The organism is Neorhizobium petrolearium, from assembly GCF_017873175.1.
Lineage (GTDB): Bacteria > Pseudomonadota > Alphaproteobacteria > Rhizobiales > Rhizobiaceae > Neorhizobium > Neorhizobium petrolearium.
The window spans coordinates 101,504-117,201 of sequence record NZ_JAGGJW010000013.1 but is presented as its reverse complement, the minus strand read 5'-3'; the positions used below and the strand labels follow the sequence as shown (position 1 = coordinate 117,201).

Genomic DNA, 15,698 nt, shown 5'->3' with positions numbered 1-15,698 from the left:
TCGGCTTGCAGCTTCAATAATTTTAGGCTTAAACTTTCCTTTGCCCACCAAGAGGCCGTGCACCGCCAGCGCGTAAAGGGAATAAATTTCCAGAGGATTGTCATGAGCGATTTCCGCAAGAAGTGCATCAGCTATGAACGGGTGATCGGAACCTTTGCCGCCATTCCCCATCCCGTCGCGATCGAAGTGACTGCCGCGACCGGGCTCGACTTCCTGTGCATCGATGCGGAACACTCGCAGATCGATCGCGAGTTGATCGAAAATCTCGTGCGGGCTTCTGACGCCCATCGCATACCGGCGCTGGTCCGCGTTCCGAGCCACGCATCGGAGTGGATCGCCTCAGCGCTCGATGCCGGCGCGGCGGGCGTGCTGGTTCCACGCGTTTCGACCTCCGCTCAGGCCAAAGCCGCCGTGATGGCGACCCGCTACCCGCCTATCGGCGAACGTGGAGTCGGCCCCGGCCGGGCTTCCGCCTATGGCTACCGCATTCCCGATTACCTGAAGGCCGCCAATGAGAGCCTCGTTCTGGCGATACAGATCGAGACGGCGGAAGGCCTTGCGAATGTCGGGGAAATCGCCGCAGTCGAAGGCGTCGATATTATCTTCATCGGCCCCGGCGACCTCTCCGTTTCGATCGACGCCATGGGTCCAGCCGGAGCGGAAAAACTTAGCGCGGCGATCACCACCATCACCAACGCCGCTCGCAAGGCCGGCAAGGCGGTCGGTATTTTTCGCCCGTCGGCAGATGACGTCGGCAGATGGGCCGAAGTCGGCATCAGCTTCTTCATGCTCGCCAGCGACACGATGTTTCTCGGTGGAAGCCTTGCCGCCGGCATTGCTGCCGCCCGCAAAGTGTGAGGTGGCGGCCATGAAGATCATCAAGACGGATGGCATGCTAGCCGTCGAACCGGAACAACTTGCCTATCTCGAAGGTCTTGGCGCCGAGTTCGTGGAGAAGACCCTGCTGACCGAGGAAGCATTGATCGCCGAGGCCAGGGATGCCGATGCACTGATGGTGTTGCGCGAGCCGATCACCGCCCGCGTTTTGTCGGAGCTCAAGAACCTCAAGGTTATCGGTCGTTTCGGCGTCGGCCTGGACTCGATCGACGTCGGGGCAGCCACTCAAGCCGGCGTCCAGGTCACCTACGTGCCGGATTCCAACATCGATGAGGTCAGCACCCATGCGCTGGCGCTGATCCTGTCACTCGCCCGAAAGCTCAAAGTCTATGATGGCGCCGTGCGCAAGGGCCGCTGGCTCGCCATGGACGACGGCGCCGGCATTACAAGGCCGGACCAGCAGATACTTGGTCTCATCGGCTTCGGACAGATCGGCCGCCTGACGGCCATGAAGGCAAAGGCCTTCGGCTACGAGATCATCGCCTACGATCCATATATCTCGGCGGAGCGAATTTCCGCCACCGGCGCCAGGCCGGTTTCTCTGGATGAACTATTTGCTCAAGCCGATTTCATCTCGTTGCACATTCCGGCAACGCCCGAGACCCGCAAGATCATCTCGATCGAAGCACTTAGAAAGATGAAAAAGGGCGCATATGTGATCAATGTCTCGCGGGGCGGGCTCGTGGACGAGACTGCTCTCGCGGAGGCAATTCAGAGCGGTCATATTGCTGGCGCTGGTATCGACACGTTCGAGAAGGAGCCACCCGCACCGGACAATCCGCTGCTCACACTCGACCAGGTGATCGTCTCACCCCACGCGGCGCATTATTCCACGCAGAGCTATGCCGAAGTCCGCAGCAAGGTATTTGCGGATGTCGCAGCCGTGTTGAAGGGCGAAAAGCCGAGATACCCGGTCAATTTCAAGGAATGACACCATGAAGGCCATTCAATACAGCGAGCACGGCCCGGCCGATGTGATGCACTACATCGACCTGCCGGATCCGGTCGCCGGGCCTGGCCAGGTCCTCCTGAAGATCGAGGCCGCAAGCGTAACGCCCTTCGACTGGAAGCTTCGTGCCGGGTATCTGCAGAATCATTTCACCCTGCCCATGCCGAGTGTGCCTGGCCGCGATGCCGGCGGTACGGTGGTCGCAGTCGGTAACGGCGTAACCGAATTCACGGTTGGCGATCGAGTTGCCGTCATGGCCGGCGTCTTCGCTCAGGGCGGGTATGCGGAAATGATCGCTGTCGATGAAAAACATGCTGTCGCTATCCCGGAAAGGCTTTCGACTGTGGAAGCCGTGGCGCTGACCAATGCTGGCCTCAGCGCCTGGATCGCGCTGCGCGCCGCAGAGGTCAGATCCGGCGATAAGGTGCTTGTGCATGCCGGCGCCGGTGCGGTGGGCGGCCTACTCGTCCAGCTCTGCCACCACCTCGGTGCAGACGTCACCGCCACCTGTCGATCGACCAACCGGGACTACGTGCTGGGCCTCGGCGCAAACCGCATCATCGCCTATGACCAGGAAGACTTTTCCGAACTCCTGAAAGCTCGGGATGTCGTCTTCGACCTCATGGGCGGTGAAGTCCACGACAAGTCCTACAAGGTCCTGAAGAAAGGCGGCCACCTCGTCTGGCTGGTCGCCGATCCGATCAGGGATCGCGGCGCCGAATTCGGCGTCACCGTCACCCGCGCCATGGTGAGCGACGACAAGTCCGCGCTGCAATCGATGATGGAACTCGCCGGCGCCGGAATACTGAAACCCCAGGTCGCGCGCACCATGCCGCTTTCTGAGGCCGCCGAAGCCCATCGGCTGATTGAAAAAAGCGCCATTTCCCGTGGACGCCTGATGCTGACGATGTGATCCCCTAGTTGCCGTTCGGGAAGAGCGGCGCTCCCCGGCCCCGGGCAACGAAAGTCCGAAAATCTTCGATCGCATGCTCGTTGGCGAGTGCGCAGAACGGCCCGCGGCTCACCTCGATACCATTGATATTCTGTAGCCGCACATCCATTTCGGCGCTTTTCAACGTTACGGCCGCCGTATTGACGACCGGCGCGTGCAGCACCTTGAAACCGTATTCGCCGCCGACCAGCAGGCCCGGCAACACACCCGCGGGCACGACCACATCCGCCCCCTCGCGAACCAGTGGTTCGGCACGGGCTGTGAAGCTCGCAAGCATCCGCTTCCGGGCCTCATTGTCTCCTGCAAAAGCGGCGCTGAAATCGGATGGCTCGCAGTTCAGCCCGGCCACGTGCTTCACACGATTGCCAAGGCCATAGAGATCGGCCTGTTCGTAGTGCCAGACCTGGAAAACGTCATCGAGTGTGATAAGCGCCATGCGTCGGCCGAGCCGGGCAGCGTAATGCATGCAGACCTCGCCCGCGCCGATCACCGGGATTGTGAGCGCCGACTTGAGCTCATAGAGACCTGGGTCCTGAAAATGGCCGATGACCACCGCATCGTAACCGCGGCTCGCCGCTTCCAGCCCGTTATCGATCGCGATCGCCGCACAACGGAATTCCGCTAGCCGCCCGAAATGTCTGTCCGGCGGGCTGATGCCGAAGACATCGACCGTTGTGCCCGGCTCGGCAATCCCGTTCAGATAATCCGAGAGCCGCGTCATATAGGCGGCACTCGCGGTGGCATCGATAAAGCTCTGCCAGAAGATGCGCATATTCTCCTCTTTTCTTCGCGTTTTCTTTGCGATTTTGCCTCGTCAAAACATCGATTTAAGGCTTTACTCCATGCACAGAATCAGCCTGGAGGGCCTCATGATTTCGCCGACCTCGCCCGAAAGTCCCCTGAGCGACGCGACCGTCGAAATGTCGGAGGCTGCGCTCACGGAATTCGAATGGTCGCTCTGGCGGATTTCCGCCGCCTTCCTGCGCTGGCAGTCGGAATGCTCGAGCGAGCTTGCGGGAGCCGGATTGAGTGGCCTTGATACTGCGATCCTGCACACGATCCGTTATCGCAACAAGCCGAAAGGGCTTGGAGAAATCTCCCGCCTGCTCGGCCGTGACGACACCGCCAATATTCAATACGCCATCAAGAAGCTGCAGACCCTGCAACTGATCGAACGCGTCAAGGGCCGGTCGCGCAAGGATACGCTCTATGTGCCGACCCGAAAGGGCACTAAACTGACGCAGGACTACCGATTGCTGCGTCGGCATTTGCTGGTTTCGTTGATCCAGAAGATGGATCATGCGGAAAAAGGGCTTGGAAGTGCGACGGAAATGCTGGAACTGCTGACGAGTTTCTACGACACTGCCGCCCGGCGCGTGGCAAGCGGATCTCATCCGGTCGAGCGCTCCTGAACCAAAGCTAGCACGCGCAATGGACTTCCCGAGCCGTTTTGGATTTTAAGCGGCGCCGCGACGATCATGGCGCCGGTCGGCGGAAGCTGGTCGAGATTGGTTAGGCACTGCAGGCCGTAACGTCCTGCCCCATGTAAATAATGGTGGGCCGGATAGGGGGGCGAAAAATGCCCGGCCTGCCCCGCGTCCGTGCCGATCGTCTCGGTACCGAACCCGATGATACCGCGCTCTTCGACCAGTAAGCGCATGACCGCGGCATCTGGTCCCGGCGTATGAGCGCCGTCGGCCCTAAGGTTGGCATAGGCGGCGGCCCTCTTCTTCGACCAATCTGTGCGCAAGAGCACCCAGGACTGAGCCGGAATGCGGCCGTGCTTCTCCTCCCAGGCAGTCACCTCGGCAACGGTCAGCAGAAAATCGGCATCCCTCTCGGCCTCCGCCGAGCAATCGATCACGCAGGCCGGCGCAATCATGTCGGCCGGCGGCAGGGTATCGACGGTATTGAGTGGAAGATCGCGACCCGTATACCAATGGACCGGCGCGTCGAAATGCGTACCGGTATGCTCGCCGAACGAAAGGTTGTTCCAATACCAGGCAGGCCCCGAGGCATCATAACGTGAAATCCGCTCCATGCGGAACGGGGCGGATTGACCAAGCTCCGGCGGCATGACGATGACCGGAAAATCCGGCGATAGCGTATGAGTGAGATCGATGACGCGCACCGCACCGCTCGCCAGTGCTCGGGCAAATGCGTCCAGAATATTCCCGCTCATTGACCAGCCTCCCGTTCGACGGCTTTTGGATTGTCGAAGAGCCGCGCCTCGATATCCTTGGCCACGTCCCCGACATAAATATCCTCGATCCCGCATTTCAGCCCGTCGACGATTGCATCCGCCAACGCCTTCGGTGCGACTTTGGGCGGCGGCACGGTCTGGAACCATTCGGTATCAAGTGGGCCGGAAAAGGCATTGATCACCCGGATGCCTCCGGGCCGCAGTTCTGTGCGCAGCCATTGCGACAGTGACAGGCAAGCGGCATGCGCGGCGGAATGGACTCCGAATTGCGGCGCATTGCTGAGCCCGTGGACTGAAAGCACGTTGACCCAAGCAACGGCTCCGGTCGGGCCATCAGCGCCCCGCGAGCGCATCACTGGCCCGAAGGCCTGCGCCAGCCGCATCAGGCCCATCACCATGTAGTCGATGGAATCGCGAGCTGTATTGGCCGCGCCCGCATCGAAGAGGTGCGCAGGACGGACGTGATCGGCCGTATTGATCAGGATTTCCACCTTGGCGCCGATATCCATGGCAAGCTCTTGGACCGAACGCTCATTTGTGAGGTCCAGGTCGACGAGTTCGATGCCATCGATCGACTCAAGTGACTTCTGTTCGTTGAACGGCTTCCAGCGATCCGAAACGCCTATAAAAATCTTAGTCGCACCCGCCTTCTTCAAGGCTTGCGCCAGCGCTACAGCCACCGGACTGCGGCCATCGGTGATCAGCACCCGCCGATGCTTGGGATCGGCGGTCAACTCCAGCCACTGAAGGTCGTCTTCCATGTTTGGCGTCTCCGGAATAGGCTTGGCGAAGAACACTGCTTGACCACCTCTGTCGAGCTGCAGCGACAGGACCACTCGATTACCTGGCCCGCCACAATCCCCACGTAGATGCGTCACGATGCTTGGCCCGCAATCGAGCCTCACCAGGCCGGTTCGCCAGGGCGTGTGTTCACGGTAGTAGGGATCGCTGGTCACGTCGATCCTGGTTTCGGAGAGCAGAACCCCGCCGGTCGGTGTATCCTGAAGCCGCAGGTCGGATGACAGGCAGTTCGGGCATGCTTCACGGGGAGGATAGGTATATTGTCCGCATTCACTGCAGCATTGCAGCATGAACCGGCCGGACGCAGCCGCAAGCGTCAATTCATGCGCCTTTCGGCTGCGCGCCGATGGCGGCAGCAACGGCTGGCGCATGCGGGCGAGCGGATTCTTGCGTTTCGGTTTTGCTAGCGGTTCGGTCATGACGCCCTCGCCAGTATGGCCGCCGCAGAGGCAAGTCCACGATCGTAGTTGATCATGCCGAAGCCGGAAACGAGGCCCAGCTTCGCATCCTTCACCTGGGTGCCGCCTGCCGCATCAAGCAATTGACGCATCGCTTCGGTGATCCCGAGATGTCCGCCGGCCGCACCTGCCTGCCCGACGGAAAGCTGACCGCCAGATGTGTTATGCGGGAAAGTGCCATCGATCGTGAATGTGTGCTGGCGCACAAAATCCGGCCCCTCACCCTTGCCGCAAAAACCCAGATCCTCGAACTGCACCATCGAAATGACCGCGTAGTCGTCATAGGTCTGGACAAAATCCATGTCGTCCGAGGTCACCCCGGCCATGCCATAGAGCTCGTCCCGATCAACCACCCAGCCGCCTCGTACCTGTACCGGATCATCCGGAAACGCATTGTGCCGCTCGATGGCGGAAAGCAGTCGTACGAACGGCAGCCCGAGCGATTTCGCCGTATCTTCCCGCATCACCAGAAACGCCTCGCCCCCCGCGCAGGGCATAACGCAATCGAACAGGTGGAACGGCTCGGCGATCGGTCGTGCCACCATATATTGCTCCAATGTCAGAGGCTTCTTCATCAGTGCATGCGGGTTTTTGAGTGCATTATCGCGCTGGGCGACGCAGAGCTTGCCGAAATCCTCGCGCGTCGCGCCGTAGCAATCCATGTAGTGACGGGCGATCAGAGCGAAACTGGCGTTCGGGCCGCCGGCGCCATAGGGATAAGAAGCGTCCTGCGCAAAGCGGGAGAAGTTGGCAAGCGTCTTGCGGAAGGTATCGACCTGGTTCGTATCTGCGGCGACACAGGCGACGATGTCTGCATCACCCGCCTGCACTGCCCGCGCCGCCCGCCGGATCGAAACGATGCCCGCCGCGCCACCCATCGGCACATGATCGATCCATCGCGGCGAAAGCCCGAAATGCTGGGTCAGTGCGATCGCGCTGTCCGGCCCCATCGTGAAGCTCGAAACTGAAAAGCCGTCGAAATCCCGATGACTGATGCCTGCACCCTCTGACAGCGCCCGTAGCGCCCTGCCCATCCACCAATGCGCGCTTTCAATGGAATAGCGCTGATAGGGCACCGTCACCGGCACCGCCAACACCACGCCATCATAGGGTTTTCGCGCGCGGGAAAAGGCCATCAGGCGACCGTCAGCTTGACGTCGACATTGCCGCGCGTGGCGTTCGAATAGGGACAGCGCTCGTGTGCGCCGGCGACGATCTCTTCTGCCACCGCCCGATCGATCCCCGGCAGTGAGGCGACCAGTTCAACCGCCAGCGCATAGCCGACCGGCACCGGCCCGATGCCCACCTTGGCGGTGATCGAGGTATCGTCCGGCAATGCAACCTTCCTGTTGCGGGCAACCAGCTTCACCGCGCCGAGGAAGCAGGCTGCATAACCGGCAGCGAAAAGCTGTTCCGGATTGGTGCCTTCGCCGCCTGGCCCGCCTAGACCCTTCGGCACGGAAAGATTGACCGAAAAGCTGCCCTCGACACTCCGGGCTTTGCCTTCGCGCCCGCCATGGGCGGTAACGGCGGTTTCGTAAAGGATCTTGTCCGGGATCATGCGAGCCTCCATATAGGAATTTAAGCTTTGATTCATTGTATAGAAGAAAACGACCCAACGCGGAAGCGACGTCAGCCAGCCTTGCGGATCGAGGCCTTCAATTTGCGCAGATCGATTGCCGAACCGTCTTCGACCGCTTTCGCCGCCATCGTCTTGATCTCACCGCGCTGCAGTTTCTGGGTAGAGCTCACCGGCAATTTGTCGATGAAGACCACGTAACCCGGCAGTTTATGATAGGCGATATGGACGCCCGCCCTCTCGACGATCCGCTTTGCCTTTTTGGCCGGTTCGCCCACTTCGGTCTTCTCGCTTTCGACGATGAAGGCGAACACCTCTTCGCCGCGCAGCTCATCCGGCACCGGTGTTACGGCGGAAGCCCTCACGCTTGCATCCTTGGCAAGCGCCGCCTCGACTTCCAGCACGGCGATGTTCTCGCCGCTGCGCCGCACGATGCTCTTCTTGCGATCGAAGAAGTAAAGGAGCCCCTTTTCGTCGGCATGGACGACATCGCCGGTATGGAACCAACCGCCCTCCCAGGCCTCCTCGGTCGCTTTTTCATCCTTCAGGTAGCCGCTAAAGAAACCATCCCGCGGGTTTGCGCCCTTTGCACGTACGAGAAGTTCACCCGGCTTACCAAGCTCTACATCATTCCCCGCATCGTCGACGATACGGAAATCCATGCCGGCACGCGGCCGACCGATGCAGCGAAGCCCCGGCGTATAGTCGTCCGCTGCTGTTGTCGTCACGGCCCGTCCGCCGGTCTCGGTCATTGCCCAGGCCTCGACGATCGGAATGCGAAAGCGCTCCTCGAACTCGATTTTATGGCGCGCATCCACGCCAGGCCCCAACGCAAATTTCACCTTATGCGCTCGCTCCGCCTCGGCGACCGGAATCTGCAGCAGAATAGCCGGAATGACACCGAGGCAATGGATGATTGTCGCGCCGGAATCGGCGATCGAGGCCCACCAGGAACTCGCATGAAACCGGTCGAGCGGCACGATCGCACCACCCTTCATGATCATGCCGACCGCCGTGCAGCCGAGCGCATTCATATGGAACATCGGCAGCGGTGTCAGCGCCACTTCCGCTCCCTCGCCCATTTCGGCAATGCCGCCTTGGGTCGTGTACCATTCGGCGACAGTGATAAAGTAGCCGTTTGAAAGGATACAGCCTTTCGGCTTACCGGTGCTTCCGGATGTGAAGAGCAGCGCGCATTCCTGGTCTGGCCCTCCCGGCCGCGCCTCGCGGGTTTCGGGCGAGGACGGAATATCGTCGCCGGGGGCAATCACCGACACCTTCCCGGGCTTGATGTCGCGCAATTCGCCCAGCCGCTTGGCAATCACGACCATCAGCGATGCTTCGGCCATGTCGAGTTGAAAGAGAAGCTCGTCGTGGCGCAAATCCGGATTGATCGGCACGACCGACACACCGATTGCATTCAGCGCCAACCAGTAATCAAAGAACTCCGGCCGGTTTTCGAGGAGCAGCGCGATGCGCGACCCGATCCCATATCCCGCTTCCGCAAACTTCTGCTTCAGAAAGCTAATCCGTGCGAAAACCTCACCATAGCTGTAGCGAAAACCCTCCGGCGCATAGGGAAGCTTAGCGCTTGCCGGTGCGATAAGCATCAGCGCATCGGGATTTTTGAGCACCTGGTGTTCGAACAGCAGATAGGGAGAATACATCGTCTTGTCCTCAACCTCTTTCGAGCAGGCCCTTGATCAGGAACATCTCGGCTTCATGGATCGTCCCGAACTGGATCCATTCCGCATCCGTCTGCGTTTCAAGCCGCCAGGTGAGCAGCGTCACCACGCATCTATCCGGCCCCATACGGAGAAGTTCACCCGGAATGACCCGCGACATGTTGCGGAACTGCATAGCCTCCCTGGAGGCACCGACCTCATAGTCTACCTGGAACCGGGCACGGTCGGCATGGAGGCGGACATAGGTAGGCTTACCCGTGAATGTCGATGTGCCGCAGAAGAGTCCGGGTTCGACTTCGATACGGTTGAGGCTACCCCATGCCCACTGACCCTGTTTCAGACCGTCGGACATAAGCTCGAAGGCGGCCACCGCCGGGCGGTTCACCATGACGCTGCTCGAATGGCAATGCGGATCGATCATGGCGTCCCTTTCTAAACCTGTGGAGCTGTCTCTCTAAAAGACATTTTAAGCATAAAATAATTGGAAAGAACGTCAATGAATTTTTATGACGAAGACTTCAAATTCGGTCGTCTGCGATTGACAGCTGCTCTGAATTTCAACCCGGCGGCATCTTGAAAGCCCTGATTTCCGGCATTCTACACGTTCTGGTCGATTCGATTCTCGATTCCCCGCGATCTGAAATTTTAGGCTTGAAGTAATTTATACGTCGTTCTACGATCCCCTCAATTGTCGAGGGGACGGCCGCAAAGAACGGCACCAAACAGAAACATCAGAAGCCCCTGACAGGATTGCAGGCTTGCGTTTCACAAACCGCCGCAGGTCCATCTGCTCGCGCCGATGGACAGAACCAGAGGGATCGTCATGACTTTTGAAATTGACCGCAGAAATCTCCTGCAGATGCTCGGCCTTGCCGCCGTGGGCGGCTCCGTGCTCTCGCAGGCCACCTTCGCTTTCGCTGCAGATACCGACAACGTCACCATCGGCTGGCCGAGCGACGTGCCGTCCTGGGATCCGAACCTGCGCTTCGTGCCGGATGCGCAGCCGATCTTCAAACTTGTCTTCGACCAGCCGCTTGACCAGGCGCCCGACCTGAAGCTCATTCCCAATCTCATCAGCAAATGGGAACTGAAGCCGGACGGTCTCTCGATGCCGTTTGAGATCCGCAGCGACGTGAAATTCCACAATGGCGATCCGATGACGATGGAGGACTTCAAATACACCTTCGTCGAGCGCGTAAAATCCGGCCTGAAGCTGGATATTGCCAATTCCTGGCGCACGCTGACGGATATCGAAATTACTTCGCCGACGAGCGGCGTGATGAAATTCTCCGCACCGACCCCGACCGCACCGCAATGGCTTGCCTTCCTCGGCAGCTATCTTGTGCCAAAGAAATATGTCGAATCTGTTGGTCCGGAAGAATTCGCCAAGAAGCCGATCGGCACTGGCCCCTACAAGCTCGTGGACTATCAGATGAACTCGCGCATCGTGCTGGAGCGCAACGATGACTATTTCGGTGCCAAACCGAAGGTCAAGCGCGTCACGATCGATATCATCAAGGATCCGTCGGCGCGCACCGCGGCCATCCAATCCGGCCAGGTGGACTTGACTGTCAACATCCCGGTCCGCGAAGCCGAACGCCTCGGCAAGACCGAGGGCCTGACCGCCGAGATCAATCCCTTCACCCGCCTGATCCTGCTGCAGATGCGCAACGACAAGGGCTTCAGTGACATGGCCGTGCGCCTTGCTGCCCATCATGCGATCGACAAGGCAGCCCTTTCCAAGGCCTTCTATGGTGGTGCCGCCGTACCGCTCTCCATTCCGGCGACACCCGGCACGCCAGGTTACCTGCCGGACTACAAGTTTCCTTACGATCCGGAACTGTCGAAGAAGCTGCTGAAGGAAGCCGGTTACACGGCCGATAGGCCGGCGACCTTCACGCTCGCTGCCACCAACGGCCAGTTCCCGAGCGATTTCGATATTGCCCGCGCCCTCGTTCAGATGTGGCAGAAAGTCGGCCTCAAGGTCGAGCTGCAGCAGATCGAATATTCGAAATATTTCGAGCTGAACCGCGGCGGCCAGCTGCCGGAAGCGACCCTCTACAGCTTCGATAATGCTACCGGCGACCCCGAAATCTTCTCTGGCTATCTCATGAACCCGAAGATGCCGTTCGGTGCCTGGAAGGGTCAGGAGATCGGCGACAAGATCCTCAAGCTCTTCGTCGAGCCGGTTTATGAAAAACGCATTGCTGGCTACAAGGAAGTGGCCAAGGAAGCCGTCGAAACCGGCGCCAATATTCCGATCCTGCAGAGCGTCCAGACACTGGTGCGCAAGAAGAACCTCAACTACGTCAAGTACGGCAATGCCTGGGTTCTGGGCAGCACCATGTCCTGGTCCTGATGCCGGCCTGATGAAACTGTTCGGGGTCCGGGCCTGTCCGGCCCCCTTTTCCTGATATCGTAATACGGGGCATGCGCATGTTTGCGACCATTGCCAATTTGCTGGTAAAGCGCGTGCTGACCGCGATACCGATCCTTCTCGTTGTTTCCGCGCTTCTCTTCTGCATCCTGCGCATCCTACCGGTCGATCCGGCCGCCATGTCGCTACCGCCGAATGCCACGGTCCAGGAGATCGAGGCCATGCGTACGGAAATGAGGCTCGACCGGCCTCTCTACGAACAATACGGCATCTGGCTGAACCAACTCCTGCATGGCGATATCGGCCGTTCCATCCATTTCCGCCAGGATGTGACATCGTTGATCGGCAGCACGCTGCCGGCCACGATCGAGCTTGCCGTCATCGCCATGATGGTCGCTACCGTCTTCGGCCTTGCCGGCGGCTTGTTCCTTTTTTACGTGCGCGGCACCCGCGCCGAAGCCGTGATGGATTTCATCTCCATACTGCTGCTCTCTCTACCAGAGTTCCTCTGGAGCCTTTTCCTGCTCCTGATTTTCGGGGTCTTCTTCGAGATTCTGCCCTTCACAGGGCGGCTGAGCCCCGGTTTTGAACGGCCAGTTGTCACAGGCTTCCTGCTGATCGACAGCCTGATCACCGGCAATATCTCGACCTTCTTTAACGCGCTGGAGCATATGATTCTACCCTGTCTCGCGCTCGGCATAGCGCTTTCTCCCTCCCTGATGCGCGTGCTGCGCTCCAGCCTGCTCGACGCGTATCAGGACGACTATATCCAGCAGGCGCGCCTGCGCGGGCTTTCGGAGAAACGTATCCTGATCCGGCACGGATTGAAGAACGCCATCCTGCCTACACTGAGCCTCATGGGTGTCCAGTTCGGTTTCCTCTTTGGAGGCACGTTGCTTGTCGAGATCATCTATTCCTATCCGGGCATGGGCAATCTGATGGTTGATGCTATTCGCAACGCCGACCTGCCGATCATCCAGGGGGCGGGTCTCACCTATTGCATCGCGGTTCTGGTGATCAGCATCGTGGTCGATAGTCTCTACCTGATCCTCAACCCGAAACTGAGGATGCGCTGACATGCAACCGCTTCCCCTCTGGCTGAAATCCGGCCGCGTTCAGACCGGCCTTGTCATTATCTCCATCCTCGGCGTCTGCGCCGTCTTCGCGCCCTATCTCGCGCCGAATGATCCGAACGAGCAGAACCTTCTCGCCATCCTCACGCCGCCCGCCTGGGCCGATGGCGGGGACCCGATGTTTCCGCTCGGCACCGACAGCCTTGGCCGCTGTATTCTCTCTCGCCTGATCTTTGGCGCCCGCGTGGCCCTCACGGTCGCCTTCACCGCATCGGTCGGCGCCATGATCATCGGCGCGATCTTCGCCCATGTCGCCGGCTACTTCGGCGGCTGGGTGGATTGGCTGATCGGCCGCGTCGTTGAAATCTGGCTCTCCTTTCCGCCGGTCATCCTGTCGCTGATCCTCATGGTCGGCCTCGGCACCGGCCTTCGCAACGTTGTGCTGGCAATCATCCTCGTCGACTGGACCCGCTTCTGTCGCGTACTCAGAAGCGAGGTGATCGTGCTGCGACGCCGCGACTATGTCGCAGCTGCCCAACTTGTCGGCTTCTCACATTGGCGCACCATTACCCGTGAGATACTGCCGGGCACATTGCCACTTTTGATTACCCTCATGAGCCTCGAAATGGGTGTCGCCGTCATCGTCGAGGCGATCCTTTCCTTCGTCGGCATGAGCGTTGGTTCGGAAACCCCCGCCTGGGGTCAGATGATCGCCGATGCCCGCCAGAATATCTATGAAGCACCGTTCAACCTGATCGCGCCGATTTTTGCGATCTTCTTCGCAGTCTTCGGTTTCAACATCCTGGGCGATGGGCTCCGCCGCACGCTCGACACGCGCCTGACGCAGACGGAGCGCACCTGATATGGCCATTCTCTCCGCACAAGGTCTCTGCGTTGAATCGCTCGGCGGCAAGGAAAGCTTTCCGGTCTTGACAGACCTCAACTTCTCGCTGGAACCAGGCAAGGTCCTCGGCCTCGTGGGTGAATCCGGCGCCGGCAAATCGATGATCGGCCGCACCATCTCGCAATACCTTCCGAAAGGTTTTGCGGTCACCAGGGGCACGCTGGAATTCGATGGCGAGGATCTGGTGAGCATGGTGGCGGAACGCCGCCGGAACCTTCTCGGCCGTGACATCGCCTTCATACCGCAGGAGCCGCTCTCCGGCCTCAACCCGGTCTTGAGCGTCGGCCAGCAGATGAAGGAGCACCTTCTGCGCATCGGCCTCGCCCCCGGCGAGACCTGGCGCGAGCGAGCACTGAAGGAATTCGAGTCGGTACACCTGCCGCATGGCTCGGCACTGCTGGAAAAATACCCGCATCAGCTTTCCGGCGGCATGTGTCAGCGCATTCTGATCGCCATGGCCTTTGCCAGCCGGCCCCGCCTGCTCATTGCCGACGAACCGACGACCGCACTCGACGTGACGATCCAAGCGCGTATCGTCAAGCTGATAGCCGAGATGCAAAAGCGCGACGGCACGGCGGTTATCTTCATCACCCATGACCTCCGCCTCGCCTCCCAGATCAGCGACGAGATCATGGTGCTATATGCAGGCCGTCCGGCCGAACGCGGTCCCGCCAAACAGCTCTTTTCGGCACCGGCGCATCCTTACACGCGCTGTCTGCAGCTTGCCAATCCCACGATCAGTGGCCCGCGCCGCGGCCTGTTCATTCTGCCCGAGCGCATGCCGGGCTTGCGCGTGCTGAAGGAGCTTAAGGGTTGCCGTTTCGCGTCACGCTGCCCAAACGCCGTCGAAGCCTGCACCGAGAGCGAACCGCCGCTCGCCGACATCGGCCCGAACCATATCGCCGCCTGCATCCGCACCGAAAAGACGCCGGAGATCATGCCGCCGCTTCTAGCCCCCGGCCGTGAGATCGCCTCGACGAAAATCCACCTCAACGGCGAAAAACTCACCAAGGCCTATACGACCGCTTGGAGCCCGTTTGCCAGGCGCAGCAGCTTCAAGGCCGTGAACAGCGTCGACTTTACCCTCGGCGAAGGCGAATTCGTGGGAATTGTCGGCGAAAGCGGCAGCGGCAAGAGCTCTCTCGCCCGCCTCGTCGTCGGCCTCGACACACCGACCGAAGGCAGGATCACACTTGCCGGCCGCGATGTGACGACCAACGGCAATGCGGAGAAAGCCTATCGCCGCGAATATATCCAGATGGTGTTCCAGGATCCGCAATCGGCGCTCAATCCGCGCAGGCGCATCGGCAGCATCGTCACTCAGGCGAACGAGGCCAATGGCCTGCACAACAGCTCGCTCGAACGCATGAATCGCGCCGCCGAACTTCTGAAGGAGATCGGCCTGCCGCCCGACGCGGCCATGCGTTTCCCCTCCCAGCTTTCCGGAGGCCAGAAGCAGCGTGTCAACATCGCCCGCGCCCTCTGTACTTTGCCGCGCATCCTCGTTGCCGACGAGATCGTCTCCGGCCTCGACGTCTCGGTCCAGGCCCAGCTTCTCGACCTTCTCCTGAAGCTGCGCGATGAGCACGGCTTTTCGATGCTGTTCATCAGCCATGACCTTTCCGTCGTCCGTTACCTCTGCGACCGGGTCATGGTCATGTATCGTGGGGAAGTCGTCGAAAGCGGCAGAACGGAAACCGTCTTCGCCGATCCGAAGCATGCTTATACCCGCAGCCTGCTTGCCGCAGTACCTCCGGATGACGTCAATTTGGAATGGTCGCCGGTTTTGGCAGAAGCAGGATATCAGGTCGAGTAATTCA

15 protein-coding genes are annotated in these 15,698 nt (G+C 60.1%); 8 read left to right on the top strand and 7 right to left on the bottom strand.

Going from position 1 to position 15,698, the window contains the following annotated elements; translation table 11 throughout:
• Window positions 1–102 precede the first annotated feature (102 nt).
• The 3 genes from J2046_RS23735 to J2046_RS23725 are packed head-to-tail and all read left to right on the top strand — an operon-like array spanning window position 103 to window position 2,759.
• Entirely contained in the window at window positions 103–858 is a 756-nt protein-coding gene (locus J2046_RS23735; protein ID WP_210056100.1) for an HpcH/HpaI aldolase family protein, read from the top strand.
• A gap of 10 nt (window positions 859–868) precedes the next feature.
• Window positions 869–1,828 (top strand): C-terminal binding protein, encoded by a 960-nt coding sequence (locus tag J2046_RS23730; RefSeq protein ID WP_210056098.1) that lies wholly within the window; start codon window positions 869–871, stop codon window positions 1,826–1,828.
• A gap of 4 nt (window positions 1,829–1,832) precedes the next feature.
• Window positions 1,833–2,759: an NADP-dependent oxidoreductase gene (locus J2046_RS23725; RefSeq protein WP_037156461.1), complete on the top strand. Its 927-nt coding sequence runs from the start codon at window positions 1,833–1,835 to the stop codon at window positions 2,757–2,759.
• 4 nt (window positions 2,760–2,763) lie between these two features.
• Here the strand turns inward: J2046_RS23725 and J2046_RS23720 are convergent, their stop codons facing one another.
• Window positions 2,764–3,570, bottom strand: a complete 807-nt coding sequence (locus J2046_RS23720; RefSeq protein WP_052183079.1) for an aspartate/glutamate racemase family protein — start codon at window positions 3,568–3,570, stop codon at window positions 2,764–2,766.
• Window positions 3,571–3,667: 97 nt separating this feature from the next.
• Here J2046_RS23720 and J2046_RS23715 point away from each other — a divergent pair, with 97 nt between their 5' ends.
• Window positions 3,668–4,210: a winged helix DNA-binding protein gene (locus J2046_RS23715; RefSeq protein WP_037156460.1), complete on the top strand. Its 543-nt coding sequence runs from the start codon at window positions 3,668–3,670 to the stop codon at window positions 4,208–4,210.
• Here J2046_RS23715 and J2046_RS23710 read toward each other — a convergent pair.
• From J2046_RS23710 to J2046_RS23685, 6 genes are all read right to left on the bottom strand, one after another.
• Window positions 4,189–4,980, bottom strand: coding sequence for a cyclase family protein (locus J2046_RS23710; RefSeq protein ID WP_210056096.1), 792 nt, complete (start codon window positions 4,978–4,980; stop codon window positions 4,189–4,191). The two genes, J2046_RS23715 and J2046_RS23710, sit on opposite strands and share 22 nt — an antisense overlap.
• Window positions 4,977–6,221 (bottom strand): SDR family NAD(P)-dependent oxidoreductase, encoded by a 1,245-nt coding sequence (locus J2046_RS23705; RefSeq protein ID WP_210056094.1) that lies wholly within the window; start codon window positions 6,219–6,221, stop codon window positions 4,977–4,979. Before J2046_RS23705 ends, J2046_RS23710 begins: the two co-directional genes overlap by 4 nt.
• Complete coding sequence (locus tag J2046_RS23700) at window positions 6,218–7,396, bottom strand: thiolase family protein (RefSeq protein ID WP_210056092.1); 1,179 nt, start codon at window positions 7,394–7,396, stop codon at window positions 6,218–6,220. Before J2046_RS23700 ends, J2046_RS23705 begins: the two co-directional genes overlap by 4 nt.
• Window positions 7,396–7,821: an organic hydroperoxide resistance protein gene (locus J2046_RS23695; protein WP_210056090.1), complete on the bottom strand. Its 426-nt coding sequence runs from the start codon at window positions 7,819–7,821 to the stop codon at window positions 7,396–7,398. Before J2046_RS23695 ends, J2046_RS23700 begins: the two co-directional genes overlap by 1 nt.
• 71 nt (window positions 7,822–7,892) lie before the next feature.
• A complete protein-coding gene (locus J2046_RS23690; RefSeq protein WP_210056089.1) occupies window positions 7,893–9,506 on the bottom strand; it encodes an AMP-binding protein in 1,614 nt (537 codons plus the stop codon).
• 10 nt (window positions 9,507–9,516) lie between these two features.
• Entirely contained in the window at window positions 9,517–9,945 is a 429-nt protein-coding gene (locus tag J2046_RS23685; protein ID WP_210056087.1) for a hypothetical protein, read from the bottom strand.
• Window positions 9,946–10,347: 402 nt separating this feature from the next.
• Between J2046_RS23685 and J2046_RS23680 the strand changes: the two genes are divergently transcribed.
• The 4 genes from J2046_RS23680 (at window position 10,348) to J2046_RS23665 (ending at window position 15,694) form a co-directional block, all read left to right on the top strand.
• Window positions 10,348–11,883 carry an ABC transporter substrate-binding protein gene (locus tag J2046_RS23680; RefSeq protein ID WP_210056085.1) on the top strand — a complete coding sequence of 512 codons (1,536 nt, stop codon included), beginning with the start codon at window positions 10,348–10,350 and terminating at the stop codon, window positions 11,881–11,883.
• Between the two features lie 77 nt (window positions 11,884–11,960).
• Window positions 11,961–12,977 carry an ABC transporter permease gene (locus J2046_RS23675; RefSeq protein ID WP_210056083.1) on the top strand — a complete coding sequence of 339 codons (1,017 nt, stop codon included), beginning with the start codon at window positions 11,961–11,963 and terminating at the stop codon, window positions 12,975–12,977.
• 1 nt (window position 12,978) lies between these two features.
• The gene (locus J2046_RS23670; RefSeq protein WP_210056081.1) at window positions 12,979–13,836 is read left to right on the top strand and encodes an ABC transporter permease; all 858 of its coding nucleotides are present in this window, start codon (window positions 12,979–12,981) and stop codon (window positions 13,834–13,836) included.
• Between the two features lies 1 nt (window position 13,837).
• Complete coding sequence (locus tag J2046_RS23665; protein ID WP_210056079.1) at window positions 13,838–15,694, top strand: dipeptide ABC transporter ATP-binding protein; 1,857 nt, start codon at window positions 13,838–13,840, stop codon at window positions 15,692–15,694.
• Window positions 15,695–15,698: the final 4 nt, after the last annotated feature.